This window comes from Lactobacillus sp. YT155, from assembly GCF_030504545.1.
Classification (GTDB): domain Bacteria; phylum Bacillota; class Bacilli; order Lactobacillales; family Lactobacillaceae; genus BQUT01.
Window position 1 is genome coordinate 131,029 of record NZ_JAUKWP010000005.1, and the last position, 14,633, is coordinate 145,661.

Annotated in this window: 14 protein-coding genes; 2 read left to right on the forward strand and 12 right to left on the reverse strand. The window is 35.0% G+C overall.

Annotation, left to right across the window (positions count from 1 at the left end; genetic code table 11):
- Positions 1–4 precede the first annotated feature (4 nt).
- The 6 genes from Q2T76_RS07000 to Q2T76_RS07025 all read right to left on the reverse strand — a co-directional run bounded on the left by Q2T76_RS07000 (position 5) and on the right by Q2T76_RS07025 (position 6,100).
- Positions 5–1,810: an FtsX-like permease family protein gene (locus tag Q2T76_RS07000; protein ID WP_302084820.1), complete on the reverse strand. Its 1,806-nt coding sequence runs from the start codon at positions 1,808–1,810 to the stop codon at positions 5–7.
- Positions 1,811–1,824: 14 nt separating this feature from the next.
- Complete coding sequence (locus Q2T76_RS07005; RefSeq protein ID WP_367881615.1) at positions 1,825–2,577, reverse strand: ABC transporter ATP-binding protein; 753 nt, start codon at positions 2,575–2,577, stop codon at positions 1,825–1,827.
- A gap of 134 nt (positions 2,578–2,711) precedes the next feature.
- Entirely contained in the window at positions 2,712–3,020 is a 309-nt protein-coding gene (locus Q2T76_RS07010; protein ID WP_302084822.1) for a PTS sugar transporter subunit IIB, read from the reverse strand.
- Between the two features lie 17 nt (positions 3,021–3,037).
- Positions 3,038–3,895: an ROK family protein gene (locus Q2T76_RS07015; RefSeq protein ID WP_302084823.1), complete on the reverse strand. Its 858-nt coding sequence runs from the start codon at positions 3,893–3,895 to the stop codon at positions 3,038–3,040.
- A gap of 15 nt (positions 3,896–3,910) precedes the next feature.
- The gene (locus tag Q2T76_RS07020; RefSeq protein WP_302084824.1) at positions 3,911–5,248 is read right to left on the reverse strand and encodes a PTS sugar transporter subunit IIC; all 1,338 of its coding nucleotides are present in this window, start codon (positions 5,246–5,248) and stop codon (positions 3,911–3,913) included.
- Positions 5,249–5,386: 138 nt separating this feature from the next.
- Positions 5,387–6,100: a GntR family transcriptional regulator gene (locus tag Q2T76_RS07025; protein ID WP_302084825.1), complete on the reverse strand. Its 714-nt coding sequence runs from the start codon at positions 6,098–6,100 to the stop codon at positions 5,387–5,389.
- A 172-nt stretch (positions 6,101–6,272) separates the two neighbouring features.
- On the opposite strand from Q2T76_RS07025, the gene Q2T76_RS07030 reads away from it, so the two are divergent.
- The gene (locus tag Q2T76_RS07030; protein ID WP_302084826.1) at positions 6,273–7,691 is read left to right on the forward strand and encodes a glycoside hydrolase family 1 protein; all 1,419 of its coding nucleotides are present in this window, start codon (positions 6,273–6,275) and stop codon (positions 7,689–7,691) included.
- A gap of 33 nt (positions 7,692–7,724) precedes the next feature.
- On the opposite strand, the gene Q2T76_RS07035 is transcribed toward Q2T76_RS07030, so the two are convergent.
- Genes Q2T76_RS07035 through Q2T76_RS07060 form a run of 6 tightly spaced genes read right to left on the reverse strand, consistent with a single transcriptional unit; the run spans position 7,725 to position 13,343 of the window.
- The gene (locus Q2T76_RS07035) at positions 7,725–8,660 is read right to left on the reverse strand and encodes a nucleoside hydrolase (protein ID WP_302084827.1); all 936 of its coding nucleotides are present in this window, start codon (positions 8,658–8,660) and stop codon (positions 7,725–7,727) included.
- 34 nt (positions 8,661–8,694) lie between these two features.
- Positions 8,695–9,894 (reverse strand): NupC/NupG family nucleoside CNT transporter, encoded by a 1,200-nt coding sequence (locus Q2T76_RS07040; RefSeq protein WP_302084828.1) that lies wholly within the window; start codon positions 9,892–9,894, stop codon positions 8,695–8,697.
- A gap of 10 nt (positions 9,895–9,904) precedes the next feature.
- Positions 9,905–11,056, reverse strand: a complete 1,152-nt coding sequence (locus Q2T76_RS07045; protein ID WP_302084829.1) for an iron-containing alcohol dehydrogenase — start codon at positions 11,054–11,056, stop codon at positions 9,905–9,907.
- Positions 11,057–11,071: 15 nt separating this feature from the next.
- A complete protein-coding gene (locus tag Q2T76_RS07050; protein ID WP_302084830.1) occupies positions 11,072–11,704 on the reverse strand; it encodes a YitT family protein in 633 nt (210 codons plus the stop codon).
- The gene (locus Q2T76_RS07055; protein WP_302084831.1) at positions 11,704–12,399 is read right to left on the reverse strand and encodes a phosphoribosylanthranilate isomerase; all 696 of its coding nucleotides are present in this window, start codon (positions 12,397–12,399) and stop codon (positions 11,704–11,706) included. Before Q2T76_RS07055 ends, Q2T76_RS07050 begins: the two co-directional genes overlap by 1 nt.
- A 2-nt stretch (positions 12,400–12,401) precedes the next feature.
- Positions 12,402–13,343: a PfkB family carbohydrate kinase gene (locus Q2T76_RS07060; RefSeq protein ID WP_302084832.1), complete on the reverse strand. Its 942-nt coding sequence runs from the start codon at positions 13,341–13,343 to the stop codon at positions 12,402–12,404.
- Between the two features lie 160 nt (positions 13,344–13,503).
- On the opposite strand from Q2T76_RS07060, the gene Q2T76_RS07065 reads away from it, so the two are divergent.
- Positions 13,504–14,595 (forward strand): PfkB family carbohydrate kinase, encoded by a 1,092-nt coding sequence (locus Q2T76_RS07065; RefSeq protein WP_302084833.1) that lies wholly within the window; start codon positions 13,504–13,506, stop codon positions 14,593–14,595.
- Positions 14,596–14,633: the final 38 nt, after the last annotated feature.

The following is a 14,633-nucleotide window of genomic DNA, read 5'->3' on the forward strand; positions in this document are numbered from 1 at the left end:
TTTATTATTTGATTTTTTTTAATACTATTTGTTTATAAAGAGTAACTGTAACAAAATAATAGACAATGTACAAGCAGAAAAAGATGCTAAATGGTAAGAGAATATTTGCGTAAGGATGAATAACGAAGACTCTAAACATTTGGAGTCCGAATAGCACGTGGACAATTCCCATTACCCCAGGAATCAAGAATAAAGTTGCAATTTCTTTGTTGACTGAAGTTCTCAATAAGTTATTTCTAGTTCCCATTTTATGAAGCATTTCGTAGCGTTTAATATCACTGGCAGCTCCAGATAAAATCTTGAACATTAAACAACTTGCTAGCATTGCTAGAAAAGCAATTCCAAGGAAAATTCCCATAAATTCTAATCCTGAGAAGAACGAATTAATCATCATATAGTTTTGATATTTTTGATCAATCAGAGTTGGATATTTTTCTTTATCCTTAACAGCTACTTTCTTTATGGCTGCCAAGTTTTGATGAAAGCCACTCGATTTAATGAAAGTCATACTTCGTTCTTTACCGCCAGCTTTTTGATATTCAGAAGTATTCACAAAATTAGGAACATAGCTAGCATCAGATGGACTTACTTGGGTGAACAAATCAGTCATTGGCGCTTTTGATTGTTGTTTTTTATTACTGAAACCATAATATTCAACTGGTGGTGTCTTCATCTCATCTTGTTTCGTATAATCAACCATCTTGTAGTTAGCAAATTTATGATTCTTGAACTGTTCGAGATTGAAATAAAGCTGATTACCTTTGATTTTGTAATTATAAGTTACTTGATCTTTGACATCGATTTTTTTAATGTTGGCACGTTGCTGATCATCAATATTATGAACCACTGCATCGTAGTAGTTGTTAGAACCAACCACGAAATCTGAGACAGATTTTAGTTGTCCACCAACTGTAATAGCACCTAATGCTAAAGCAAATAACATGGCTACCATTGATAAAATTCTAGTGTAATCAGAAATTCTAAAACCAAGTTGTGAAAGTGTGAAGTTATTCAGCTTCTTCAAGGAGAAACGACGATTACTTTTTAATAGTCTGATAATCCACGAGAATAACGAATTAATAACCAGATAGGTTCCTAACACAATGGTGATTAAAGCTACTGGCAATAAAATCATTGCTCCCTTACCCAACAAAATCATTGAGTAATAACCAGCTGCCAGTAAGCCAACACCGATAATTGCCAAAATAAGTTTTCCAAAACCAGCTTTTTTAATTCTTACTGGTTGTTGGTCCATATGAAGCAGTTTCAATACGTTGGTTTTTCTTAGACGTAAACTATTTCTTATTGCTGCCAAGGCAAAAATAACGATAAAGAAAATAAAGGTGAAGCCAATTGCTGGAAGATAGATAGGATTAAAGGATTTTATCGTTAAATCCATACTGTCAATCAACCATTGACTTAAAGCTCCAGTTAATCCAATTCCTAGAACAATCCCAACCACTGTCGAAATCATTCCGATTATTACTGTTTCCAGAAAAATCATGCGACCGATTTTGCTTCCGCGAGCACCAAGCATCATGAACATTCCATATTCTTTTTGCCGCATACTCATTAAAAACCCGTTCGCATAAACCAAATATACTAAAGTGATGATAGCTAACAAAATAATTCCAAAACCAAAAATTATTGGAGTTGCGTCAACCGGTGTACTGGTTTTAAGAAATGACTGGTTAGTTGCTAAAGTCATGAACATATAAAACACCGCACTAGAAATTACCAGTCCAGAGAAAAGAACAGCATAGTCACGAATTCGGTGTTTAATTCCACTAATAGCTAATTTGTTTAACATGTTTTTTCTCCTTTCTATTCCGCAAATGTACCTAATGAATCTAAAATTTCTTGATAAAATTCTCTTCTAGTTGAGTTGTTTCGTTTCAATTCTTGACCGATTTCACCGTCTTTAATAAAGAGAATTCTCTTACAATAACTTGCTGAGAAAGGATCGTGAGTCACTAGTAAAATCGAAGTGTTGTCATCACGATTAATCTTGGTCATGGTCTCCATCAAAGCACGAGCACTCTTTGAATCCAATGCTCCTGTTGGTTCGTCACCAAACAAAATCGATGGATCATGAACGATGGCACGAGCGGCAGCCACACGTTGCTTCTGTCCACCCGATAACTCAGTCGGATAGTGATCGAGAATATCATCTAATCCGAGTTTCTGGGCAATTTTACCAACCGAATTATTAATAACTTCCGCATTTTTATTTTGAAGTGATAAAGGTAAGGCAATATTTTCATAAGCTGTTAGATTTTCCAAAAGATTGAAGTCTTGGAAAATAAATCCAATTTGTTCAGCACGAAAATCTGCCATTTGATTACCTTTTAATTTAGTAACGTCATTTCCGTTAATTAATATTTCTCCACTTGTCGGTTTGTCTAGAGTTGATAAAATATTCAACAAAGTGGTTTTACCAGAACCTGAAGCTCCCATGATTCCTACAAATTCTCCTGGTTCAACTTTGAAACTAACGTTAGATAAAGCTTTATACTTCTTTTCATTTTTAGAACCATAAATCTTTTCTACGTCTTTTACGTTTACTACGTCTGTCATCTTCATATCCTCCTGTTGATGATTCCATCTTAGTGGATATGAGATGACAACCAAATTGATTTTCCTTACAGATTTACAACTTGGTCTTACAGTTCTGTAAGAAATAAAAAACACCTCCTAAGAGGTGTTTTTTTCTATCCTATTGTTTCGATAGCTTGTTCTAAAACTTTTTCGCCATTCATCATTCCGTAATCTTGCATATTAATTGAGACAACTGGAACATCTACTCGTTCTTGGAAGTCTTGTTCTAAGTACTTCACTTGAGGTCCCAGCATCAAAATATCTGGATGTCTTTCTTCAATTGGTCCATTTGCATCTGAAGCCGCAGTTGCAAAAATATCAAAATCTAATCCTTTTTCTTCAGCTGCTTTTTGCATTTTCGTAACCAATAGACTAGTTGACATACCAGCTGAGCAAACTAACATAATAGTTTTTTCTGCCATTTTATATTCCTTCTTTTCTAAAAAATAGTTCCACCATATACCAAGCAACCTTTGATTCCTGCATCATTTCCTAATTGTGCCGGAACTATATATTCATCAATATTGTCTACCTGAATATAGTCATTCATATATGTTTCAAAGTATTGTCTGATTAATGGAAATAGTTGTTTCTGTTGCGAAACACTTCCACCAAATATCAATTTATCTGGAGATAGGGTCAACGTATAGTTCACGCAGGCCTTGGCAATATATCGAGCTAAAAGGTCCCAAATTGGATCATCTTCTTCTAGTTCAAAACCTTCTTTTCCTAAACGTTTTAGAATCGAAGGTCCAGCAGCTAACCCTTCAAAGCAGCCATCGTGATAAGGACATACACCTTTGAAGTCTGCATCTTCTGGTTCTTTAGCTAATAAGATATGTCCTGATTCAAGATGAGAGTTACCAATAAATAATTCTCCATCTTTGACATATCCACCACCGATACCAGTACCGATAGTTGAATAGAAAACATTCTTATAGCCAATGCCACTGCCTAGTTTGTATTCACCAAAAGCAGCGACATTAACATCAGTAGTGATTTCGATTGGACATTTAATTGCTTTTTTTAGATATGAAATTACATCAAAATTCTTCCAAGCAAGTTTTGGTGTATCTTTGATAAAACCATAATCAGCTTTATCTTTGTTGATACCAACAGGTCCAAAAGAACCAATGACTAATCCTTTGATATCTTTATCTTTAAAGAACTCAATTACTTGATCAAGTGTTTGTTCTGGAGTCGTGGTGGGAAACTTGGTTGTTTCTTTAATTTCCCCATCTACTTCTCCTACTGAACAAACAAACTTGGTTCCTCCTGCTTCGATTGCTCCTATCATAAAACAATAACCTTCTTATTTTTCTTCTTTTCCAAAGTTAGCAGTAACTTTTTCGTCAATCTTCAAGAATGGTAGGTAAATAAATACGGTTGCGGCAATAATTAAAACTTGTAATACTGCAGCACGCCAATCACCACCGGTTGCTAAAAATCCAGAAATTACTGGCGGTGTTGTCCATGGAATTTGAACAACAACATGATTAATTAGTCCGACTGCAGTTGCAAAATAAGCAACTGTTAGAGAGAAGATTGGTGCTAGCACAAATGGAATAATCAAACTAATGTTAAAGACAATTGGCAATCCGAAAATAATTGGTTCACTAATATTGAAAATCGCTGGTGTTACTGATAATTTAGCAAAATCCTTATAATCCTTACGTCTACTGAAGATAAAAATTGCAATTAACAAGGCAATTGTATTTCCTGATCCACCCATAACAGCAAATGTATCTTTGAATGACATGTTAATGATATGAGGAATCGCAGTTCCGTTTGCATAAGCTGTCATATTTTCTTGCATATTTTGAAGCAAGAATGGATCTAATAATGACCCTGAAATAACAGCTTGATGAATACCAAAGCCAAAGAATAAGTTGGCTATTGAAGTAATTAATAAGAAACCAGGAAGTCCTGTAGTTACTTTACTCAATGGACCAGTAATCATTGTGGTAATCAAACCATTCACATCCATGTGGAATAATTGGTTAACTGCAAATGAAAGAATTGCAAATACTGTAACAGTGATCATAACTGGAATCAAAACATTGAAAGATTTGAAAACTGCAGGTGGAATATTACCTGAAATTTCAATTTGTAGTTTCTTATTATTCGACAACTTAATAAATAATTCAGTTGCTAACAAACCAACAAATATTCCAACGAACATTCCTGAAGCTCCTGTATGTGTTACCGGGATAATGCCAGTGACTTCAATAGCTTTTTTTGCACCTTCAGGTGTAAACATAGTAGTCATTGGTGTCAAAACCACAAAAGTTGAAATAGAAACTAGAATTGCAGCAATTGGATTTGAATAATTTCTATTAACACACATGTGGTAAGAGACCGCTGCCACCACTAATAAGGTAGTAATGTTTAAAGTACCATTAGCGATTGAAATACCAATCTCTTGAATGGTAGTTAATGTTTTGGGATTAATAATTTTTCCCATGAATCCTGTTGGTTCTAAAATAACGTAATTAATTAATGTAACAAAACCTGCTAGCATCATAAATGGCATGAATGTAGCAAACGCATCACGTAAAGTTCTTAAATGGATTTGGTTTCCTAATTTAGTAGCAACCATTCCGAACTTTTCCATAATGATATCTTTTTTATTCTTCTTTGATGAATCCATTGATTTCCTCCTCGTTTTGAAATCGTTTTCTACCATGGCTCGATTCATATAATATATTATCTTATCTAAAAAGTAAATAACTTTATTCAAATATATATACTTTTTATAAAAAGACTAAAAAAATAAAGCATTTCTGCTTTAATTTTCAACAAAGACTGCTTCAAAAGCAAAATCCTTATACATATGTCGAGTTTTAGAATATTCAAACGGTTCTCCAGAAGCTAATGAAACAACTTTATCTACTTCTATTAAAAACTCTCCAGTATCAACGCCTAAAATGTTAGCATCAAACTCACCAGCTACTACACCTTTTATCCAGATATGTGATGATTGAATTTCCAACTTTAATTCATCAGTAATATATTCATAAACCGATTTCTTCAGGTGTTTAGGCTCTAGTCCTGGGATTATCGATAAGGGCATGTATGTCTGTTCTAAAGAATATGGTTGATGATCAACAAACCTACTTCTAACAATTTTATAGACATAGTCTTTCATATCTATATTTAATTTTTCTGCAACAGTCTTACTAGGTAGCTCAATTGAAAAGGTATGTATTTTTGAATCAACATGTTCTTCACCAATTACCTTTAAAAGTCCGTCACTTGGGCCAAAGACCTTAGAATTATTGATTGGCTTTCTCAGAACTTCAGTTCCAAAACCACTGCGACTTCTTAATACACCTTCAGAAACCAACATGTCAGTTCCTTTTTTAACTGTCAATTTGCTTGTGTTAAATTCTTCAGCTAATTCTTCTCCTGTAGGGAGTTTAGAACCAATTTTATATTGATCGTCTGTAATTCTGGATTTGATAGTGGCGTAGACTTCCATATACTTAGGCATCTTCTTCATTATCCGCAAGTCTCCTTAAAGTTATATACTAATGTATACTTTATCATAAATTAATATAAAAAAATACCGCTTCCTACAAAAGTATATATTTTAAATAAAACATATTTACTTTTTAAGAAGAAAGATGTTACACTCTATCCAGAAAGAGAATTATTTAATTAGGAGATAAGTTATGAGTAAAACAAAAATCACTTTCCCAAAAGACTTCTGGTGGGGTTCTGCTTGGTCTGCTGAACAAGCTGAAGGACGTGGTGAAACTGGTAAAGCTGAAACAATATGGGAACGTTGGTACAAAGAAGAACCTTACAGATTCTATAAAGGCATTAGTTCCGAAGTAGCCACTGATCATATTCACCGATATAAAGATGATGTTCAATTAATGAAACAAACTGGCCACAACTCTTTTAGAGTATCTATTTCTTGGGCTAGAATGTTTCCTAATGATGGTGTCGGCCAAGTGAATCCTAAGGCCATCGAGTTTTATAGAGATTTATTCACTGAAATGAATAATAACGGCATCAAAGTATTCGCTAATCTATATCACTTTGATATGCCTGCTGCCTTGCAAGATCTTGGTGGCTGGGAGTCTCGTGAAGTAGTAGATGCCTACGTTAACTATGCAGATACTTGTTTCAAAGAATTTGGAGATTTAGTCTACAATTGGTTTACTTTTAATGAACCTCTTGGTCCAATTCTAGGAACATATCTGGAAGGATTCCATTATCCAAATTTAATTGACTTTAAACGTGGAGCCCAAGCAACATTTTTCACAGTTTTGGCACACGCAAGAGCTATTCAAGCTTTCAAAAAATATAACTATGACAGTAAAATTGGTACTATCTTAAACCTAAGTCCAACATTCCCAAGAAGTCAAAATCCCGCAGACGTTAAAGCAGCGGAAATTGCTGATCTTTTCTATACTCGTAGTTTTCTTGATCCGATGGTTAAAGGAGTCTTTCCAGCTAAGTTAGTTGCCTTGTTAAAAGAATATGACCAAATGCCAGTAGATTTTAATCAAGATGATTTAGCAATTATTAAAGACAATACTTGCCAAATTCTTGGACTTAACTACTATGAGCCAAGACGTGTAAAAGCTAGATTAACAGCCATCAATCCTGATGGTCCATTCTTACCTGAATGGTTCTTCGAAAACTACACAATGCCAGGTAGAAGAATGAATGAATATCGTGGTTGGGAAATTTATGAAAAAGGTATTCATGATCTCTGCATGGATATCAAAGACAACTACGGAAATATCGAAGCCTTTATCTCCGAAAACGGGATGGGTGTTGCTGACGAAGAAAGATTCATGGACGAGAATGGTCAAGTAATTGATGACTATCGAATTGAATTTATTCAAGACCACTTGGCATATCTCTGGAAGGCAATTCAAGATGGCTGCAATATTAAAGGATATCATCTCTGGACTTTCATTGATTGTTGGTCATGGATTAACTCTTATAAAAATAGATATGGATTAGTTTCACTAGATCTCAAGACACAAAAACGTACAATTAAAAAAAGCGGTGAGTTCTATAAAAAACTAAGTGAAGACAATGGTTTTTCATACGATGTTGATAAACTTATCTAAATAAAAAAACACCTCCTAAGAGGTGTTTTTTATTTAACCTATTTTTCTTAATGCATCGTAAACTAAATCCCAGAATTTTTGTTTATCTAGGCTAACTCCGACATAAGTTACACAGTCACTAGCCACGATGTGATTAAAGTCAACAACTGTCATTCCACGTGTTAATTCCCCGTGTAATTCAATGTCAATTGGTGCCTTAACTACTTCCATTACAGAAGGATCAATCAAGTAAGCTACTGTAACTGGATCATGTACTGGTGGGTAATCGAAGTCTTGGCTTTCTTTGTACATTTTTTGGAAGAAAGTCATCAATTCTTTAACCTTAATTGATGGTACAGTATTGATTTTTTCCATCTCTTCCAAAACGTCAGGTGTTGCCAAAGCCTTGTGAGTAACATCTAATCCAACCATTGTTAGCTTCCAACCAGCGTTGAAAACAACACGTGCAGCTTCAGGATCAACAAAGATATTGAATTCAGCAGCTGCAGAATAGTTAGATTCTAAGTATCCGCCACCCATTAAAACAACTTCTTTTACACGATCAACAATCTTAGGTTCTCTTCTAGCAGCCATGGCAATGTTTGTCAAAGCTCCTGTAGGTACCAAAGTAATTGTCTTTTCGGGACTATTCATGATTGTCTCAATAATTAAGTCAACCGCATGAATGTCTTGCAAAGGAACTTCTGGTTTTGGTAATTCAGTTCCATCAATTCCAGAGTCACCGTGAATTTCATCGGCAACATTAATTTCATTAACTAACGGACGATCACATCCCGCAGCAATCGGAACATCTTTCATACCAATTAATGTAGCAATCGAACGAGCATTATTAGTTACCTTTGTTAAAGTTTGATTTCCTGCCACTGTTGTTACTGCAACTAAATCAATTTCTGGATTGGCGTATGCTAACATCAATGCAATTGCGTCGTCATGTCCAGGATCACAATCTAAAATAATTTTTTTAGCCATAATAATTCTCCCTTTCTTAATGCAAATTAATTAATTAAAAGAATAAACCTACCATTGTTGCTGTTAATAGTGATGCCATTGTTGCACCTAATAGTAACTTAAGTGAGTACTTAGCAACTAACTTACCTTGTTTTGCATCAATAGCTTTGATTGATCCAGAAACAATTCCTAGAGTTCCAAAGTTAGCAAAACTGATTAAGTATGTTGAAATCATAGCCACACCTTTTGGCGTTAATGATTTAACAACGTTGGCAAGCTCACCCATAGCAACGAACTCGTTAGTAATTAACTTGGTTGCCATTAAACTTCCGACTTTAACAATATCTTCTTGAGGAACACCAATCATGAAGGCGATTGGAGCGAAAACATATCCAAGAAGGTGTGTGAAACTGAAATCGAAGAAGTAAACGAAAACGTTGTTTAAGAATGTTACCAAGGCAACAAATCCGATTAACATAGCAGCAACAGTAATTGCTAAGTGGAATCCGTCTAAAATATATTCTCCAAGAACTTGGAAGAATGGTTCTTTTTCTTTATCCTTTTCTTCCTTCTTCACATCATCCATTGTAATACCGTCTTTAACTGGATCATATGGATTAACCACACATGAAATAATTAAAGCTGAGAAGATGTTCAAGAATACTGCTACCACAACAAACTTACCATCAACCATTGACATGTATGAAGCTAACATTGCAGCACTAACAGCTGACATTGATGAAGCACAGATTGTATATAGTTGCTTAGCAGACAACTTAGGAATTTCTTCTTTAATAGTTAAGAATACTTCTGGTTGTCCTAGAACTGCTGTTGAAATAGAGAAGTAACTTTCTAATTCACCCATTCCTGTAATCTTGTTAATTCCTTTTCCTAGCCATTTGATAACAAATGGTAGAACTTTAATGTAGTTCAAAATTCCTACTAATGCAGAAATGAACACGATTGGCATTAACACGTTGAAGAAGAAGACTGATGAACCTTTGGTGATAGCAATTCCACCAAAGACGAAGTTCACTCCGCCTTCAGCTTGTGACATTAACCAACTAAAGAAGTTAGAAATCCCACCTAAAACTTGTTCTCCACCGGACGTATGTAAACATAAGAACGAAATAATTAATTGTAGAACCAACATAATGCTTAATTGCTTATATCTGATTTTCTTTCTGTTAGAACTTACTAAAAATCCAAGTGCAAAAATGAATAGTAATCCAACAATTCCTCTAACTACGCTCATAATTTTTCTCCTAACCGAACATCTCTAATAAAATACCCGCTAATTTATCATCAATTTCCATTGGTGCATTGCCAGCAAATCTTTCATTGACAACTTTTGAAACATTGGTCATTAAATCATCATGATCTACTTCTAGATCAGCAAAAGGTCTTAATCCTAATACATTATCTCGAAAATCTTTGAATTTTTCAGCTGTTACTTGACCAATTTCTAAGTCTGTAGCATCTTCTGGAAAACTTGCTCCCAAGATATATCCGATTTCACGGATTTTCTTAGGTTTAACTGGTGCTGTGTATTCCAAAGTTCCTGGCATTGCATATGCACAAGCCATTCCATGAGGAATCTTGTAGATAGGACCAAGTACATGGGCCTGTGAGTGACCTACGTGAGTACCTGAGTTATTCAATACCCAACCACCAAGAGCTGCAGCAACCATCATTTCTTGACGTGCTTCTAAGTCTTCACCATTAGCAACTGCCTTTGGTAAATACTTAACTACTAAGTACATAATCTTTTCACAAATTGCATCAAGTACTGGTGTTGAAAGATTAGATGTATATCCTTCAGCCGCATGAGCAAAAGTATCTAATCCAGTAGCAATTGTCATTGATTGAGGTAATGTTGCTACCAAAACTGGATCTAAAATTGCAAATTCACTAACCGCATTATTTGATAAAATTGCTAGTTTTTCATGTGTTGTTTCATCACTAACAATCAAGGCGTTTGATAATTCACTACCAGTACCTGAAGTTGTTGGTACGGCAATCAAACCAGGACATCTCTCAGTAATTTCTTTTCCATTAGCATAATCACTGATCTTGCCACCGAAAGTTCTAACAATATTGATTCCTCTAGCTGAATCGATTGAACTTCCTCCACCGATACCAATCACACAATCACAATTATTGTCGTTAAAGATTTGCGCACCGTGATCAACCACACTGGTTGGAGGATCAGGAACAACTTCATCATGAATGACGAAATCAATTTTTTGTGCTTCTAAACTTGCTAATAATTTCTTGATTTCTGGTGTTTCTAAGAGAAACTTATCAATAACAATCAAAGGTTTGGCATATTTTCTATCAGCCAAGATTTCTAAAATTGACTTTGATAATTCCCTTGAAACTACTACCTTAACTTTTTGTTCTAATCTATATTCCAACTTAATATCTCCCTGTTATTTTTCTGAATAAAAAATCTTTTTAAATTTTCCACTTAAGAATTGAATAGCTGGTCCAGTGGTTAACGCCGTCACAATGGTAATTAATCCGAAGGCTCCCCCCAAGGCAAACCCCGCAGCGGTTAATACTACGTCCATCGTGATTTTTGAACGGCGAATACTCCAGCCAGTGAAGTCGCGAATTGTTAACATGAAGCCATTGAATGGATCAACCCCAATTTCGCTAGCTACAAAAATACTTATTCCTAAATAATAAAATGAAGTTCCAACTAGTCCTGCGATTAATCTAGTTACCAACTGATCGTTGGTAAAAATTATTGGGTACAAGTAACTTCCAATTGAAATGAAAGTTCCGTAAGGAATTAAATAGAGGAAAGTTCCAATATTTAAATACTTGCGACCAAAGAAGTACAAGAAAGCAATTAAAACAACATTTATGAAGTTGGAAACAAAACCTAACTGCATTCGACTTAAGTGAAAGAATGCTCTCACACCATCGTAGACAATTCCCACCGGGTCATTACCTAGCAAGGTGTTGTTGTTAAACGCTAAGCCAATACAGACTACAAAGATCCCTACTAGCGAGAGCGTAACTTTTTTTACTGTAATAGTACTTTTCTTTTCCATCATTAATAGTTCAATTCACTATAGGCTTCATCAGCATTCTTACAGAATTCGATAACCTTAGGAATGTCTTTTTCCATAACTCCATCTTCATATTTGAAACTAGTCTTAGTTAATGAGTCAACTCCGAAAGGTTTAACTTCTCTAACACAGGCAGCCACGTTTTCAGCTCCTAATCCCCCAGCGACAATAACGGGAATATCAACAGAAGAAACAATTTCAGCATCGATTGCCCAGTCATGAGTTTGTCCACTTGCACCAATTCCTGTATCAGCAGCTAGTCCTGAATCAGTTAAGATATAGTCAACATACTCGGCATATTTCTTAGCGCGATCAACAGCTGAACGATCATCAACTAGAACAGCTTGCATCAATTCAACACCAGGACATTCTTTATGTAGTCTGTCAGCAAAGGCTTTGTCAGCTGTATATTCCATACCTGCAATGTGTAAGATATCTGGTTTTACACGTTTAGCAATAAAGATCATTTCGTCTACATCTTTATTCAACATGATTGCGACACATTTAACACCACGTCTTTTGGCTTCATCAAAGATTCGATCAACTACATCTAAAGGTACTCGATGAGCTGGAACTCCTCCACTTTGCATTGGAACTAATCCAATATGATCAGCTCCGGCGTCCATTGTTTGAACACTTTCGTTGTAATTAACTAATGAATATATTTGTTTTTTAATCATTCTTATACCACTTCCATAAATTTTTTAGCTCTATTAATAACATTTTTGATACTTAACTCAGGTGAAACAGCTTTTTCAGATTCTAAAGTAAGACTTGCAGCTGCTTGTGTAAGTTGTCCAACATCTTTAAGTGGCAATGCATTTTTGTAATAAAATGCTGCCCAAGTAATAGTAGCCATACTACAATCGCCGGCACCATTAGCACTGATAATCTTTTCAGCAATAGTTGGCACAATATCCACTTCACCGTTTCGAGAACAAAGAATTCCTTGCGCTCCCATTGAAATAAAGACGTTCTTAACACCTTTTTCATTTAATTTTTGAGCTGCTAAAATTGCGCTATCTTTATCAACTATTTCCACACCAGTAAGTAACTGGGCTTCTAATTCGTTAGGTTTGAAAGTATCTAACTTATCTAACACATTCTCGAAACGATCAGCTTTAGCAATTGAAACAGGATCAACAAAGATTGGCACGGTACAGTTATTAGCTAACCATTCGATTGATTCGCGTGAGATGTTTCCATCAATCACACAGATTGAAGCATTATTAATGAAATCTATTCTCTTAGCCAAGAATTCGGGTGTAATATTGTTTACTATCTTCATATCATTGATAGCGGTAACCATATCACCCTTTTCATTGGTAACGTACAAGTAAGTTGAGCTTGCATGTCCTGGTAATTCTTCAGCATATTCAAGATTGATGTTTTCTTTCTTACACTCTTCGGCCAAGATTTTTCCAAAATGATCATCACCATAGACTGTAATAAGATAAGTTGGAACATCTAGTCTAGTAAGATTTTGAGCAATGTTTTGACCGACACCTCCAACATTAATTTTGATATCACCAATGTTGGAATCTTTTTCACGGTAGACACTGCCACATAATCCAGCTAAATCAAGATTTAATCCACCTACAACAGCAACATAATCTGTTTGCATTACATTTCCTCCTTTGTTATTTGTCCAAATTATAAAACGCTTACATTAACCGTTGCAAACAATTATTTATATTCTAAACATACGTTTACTAAACTAGGTGAATAGTTATATAATAATGACAATTAATCAAAAAACCTAAACATTTATATAGGAGAAATGTATGACCACTCGTGAAGATGAAATTCTCAAATTAATTAAAGAAAATCCTTTAATTACCCAAAACGAATTAGCCGATAAGCTCCATATAACTCGACCAGGTGTAGCAACTCATATTCATAACCTGACTAAAAAAGGTCTTATCAAAGGCCGTGGTTATTTATTAGATGAAGAACAATTCGTTGCTGTCATCGGTGGAATTAACATGGATATTCTGGGAATCCCCAATGATGAATTGATTTCTCAAAACTCCAATCCCGGAAGAATCATTCAGAACCTCGGTGGTGCGGGTAGAAATATTGCTCTAGCTCTAACCAAGATGAACATCCCTAATGATTTCATTTCAGTTTACGGCGACGATTTGAATGGGGATAAATTCGTCAACAACGCCCGCGAAGCCAATATGAACTTAAAATATTGCCAGCGAATTGCCGGAAGTCACACTTCTTCTTTCCTATATATATTGGATGCTAGTGGAAAAAAGAATATTGGAATTGATGATATGCAGATTTATCAAGAAATCACACCGCAATTCTTGGAAAAGCATATTGATCATATTAACCAAGCTCGACTTTGTATTATTGATACCAATATCAAAAAACCAGCCATTGAGTATATTTATAAGAATTGTAAAGTTCCCATCATCGCCAAGACTGTTTCGCAAAATAAGAATCGTCGACTCCTTGATGGAATCGAAAATCTCGATACATTAGTAACTACTGAAGTTGAATTATTCCAAATGCTAGCCAGTTATCAACCTCGAGAATTCAAAGATGTTAAACACGCTGCCAAAATCTTAATTAAGAAAGGCGTTAAACGAGTTATTGTTTTTGACATCAAGAGCGGACTTTATTCTTTCAGTAAAGAAAAAGACTACTATATTAAAAGAATTGAAGCTTCTACTATTAACAACAACGGAAGTAACGCTTCACTAACTGCCGCCTTAACTTACGGAATTATGCAAGGATTCACTTGGAAGAACACTCTCAAATATTCCTATGCTGCTTCACTGATTAATTCCCAATCGAATGAAGCCATTAATCCTGATTTATCAGTTGAAACCATTGATGAAGAAACCGCAAAATTATTTAAATAATTTTGCGGTTTTTATTGTATAATTTTAACGTTGTATTT

What these genes read in the sequence shown, in the direction of transcription:
- Q2T76_RS07000 (WP_302084820.1), bottom strand. Translation starts at nt 1,810, where the DNA reads ATGTTAAACAAATTAGCTATTAGTGGAATTAAACACCGAATTCGTGAC.
- Q2T76_RS07005 (WP_367881615.1), bottom strand. Translation starts at nt 2,577, where the DNA reads ATGACAGACGTAGTAAACGTAAAAGACGTAGAAAAGATTTATGGTTCT.
- Q2T76_RS07010 (WP_302084822.1), bottom strand. Translation starts at nt 3,020, where the DNA reads ATGGCAGAAAAAACTATTATGTTAGTTTGCTCAGCTGGTATGTCAACT.
- Q2T76_RS07015 (WP_302084823.1), bottom strand. Translation starts at nt 3,895, where the DNA reads ATGATAGGAGCAATCGAAGCAGGAGGAACCAAGTTTGTTTGTTCAGTA.
- Q2T76_RS07020 (WP_302084824.1), bottom strand. Translation starts at nt 5,248, where the DNA reads ATGGATTCATCAAAGAAGAATAAAAAAGATATCATTATGGAAAAGTTC.
- Q2T76_RS07025 (WP_302084825.1), bottom strand. Translation starts at nt 6,100, where the DNA reads ATGAAGAAGATGCCTAAGTATATGGAAGTCTACGCCACTATCAAATCC.
- Q2T76_RS07030 (WP_302084826.1), top strand. Translation starts at nt 6,273, where the DNA reads ATGAGTAAAACAAAAATCACTTTCCCAAAAGACTTCTGGTGGGGTTCT.
- Q2T76_RS07035 (WP_302084827.1), bottom strand. Translation starts at nt 8,660, where the DNA reads ATGGCTAAAAAAATTATTTTAGATTGTGATCCTGGACATGACGACGCA.
- Q2T76_RS07040 (WP_302084828.1), bottom strand. Translation starts at nt 9,894, where the DNA reads ATGAGCGTAGTTAGAGGAATTGTTGGATTACTATTCATTTTTGCACTT.
- Q2T76_RS07050 (WP_302084830.1), bottom strand. Translation starts at nt 11,704, where the DNA reads ATGATGGAAAAGAAAAGTACTATTACAGTAAAAAAAGTTACGCTCTCG.
- Q2T76_RS07055 (WP_302084831.1), bottom strand. Translation starts at nt 12,399, where the DNA reads ATGATTAAAAAACAAATATATTCATTAGTTAATTACAACGAAAGTGTT.
- Q2T76_RS07060 (WP_302084832.1), bottom strand. Translation starts at nt 13,343, where the DNA reads ATGCAAACAGATTATGTTGCTGTTGTAGGTGGATTAAATCTTGATTTA.
- Q2T76_RS07065 (WP_302084833.1), top strand. Translation starts at nt 13,504, where the DNA reads ATGACCACTCGTGAAGATGAAATTCTCAAATTAATTAAAGAAAATCCT.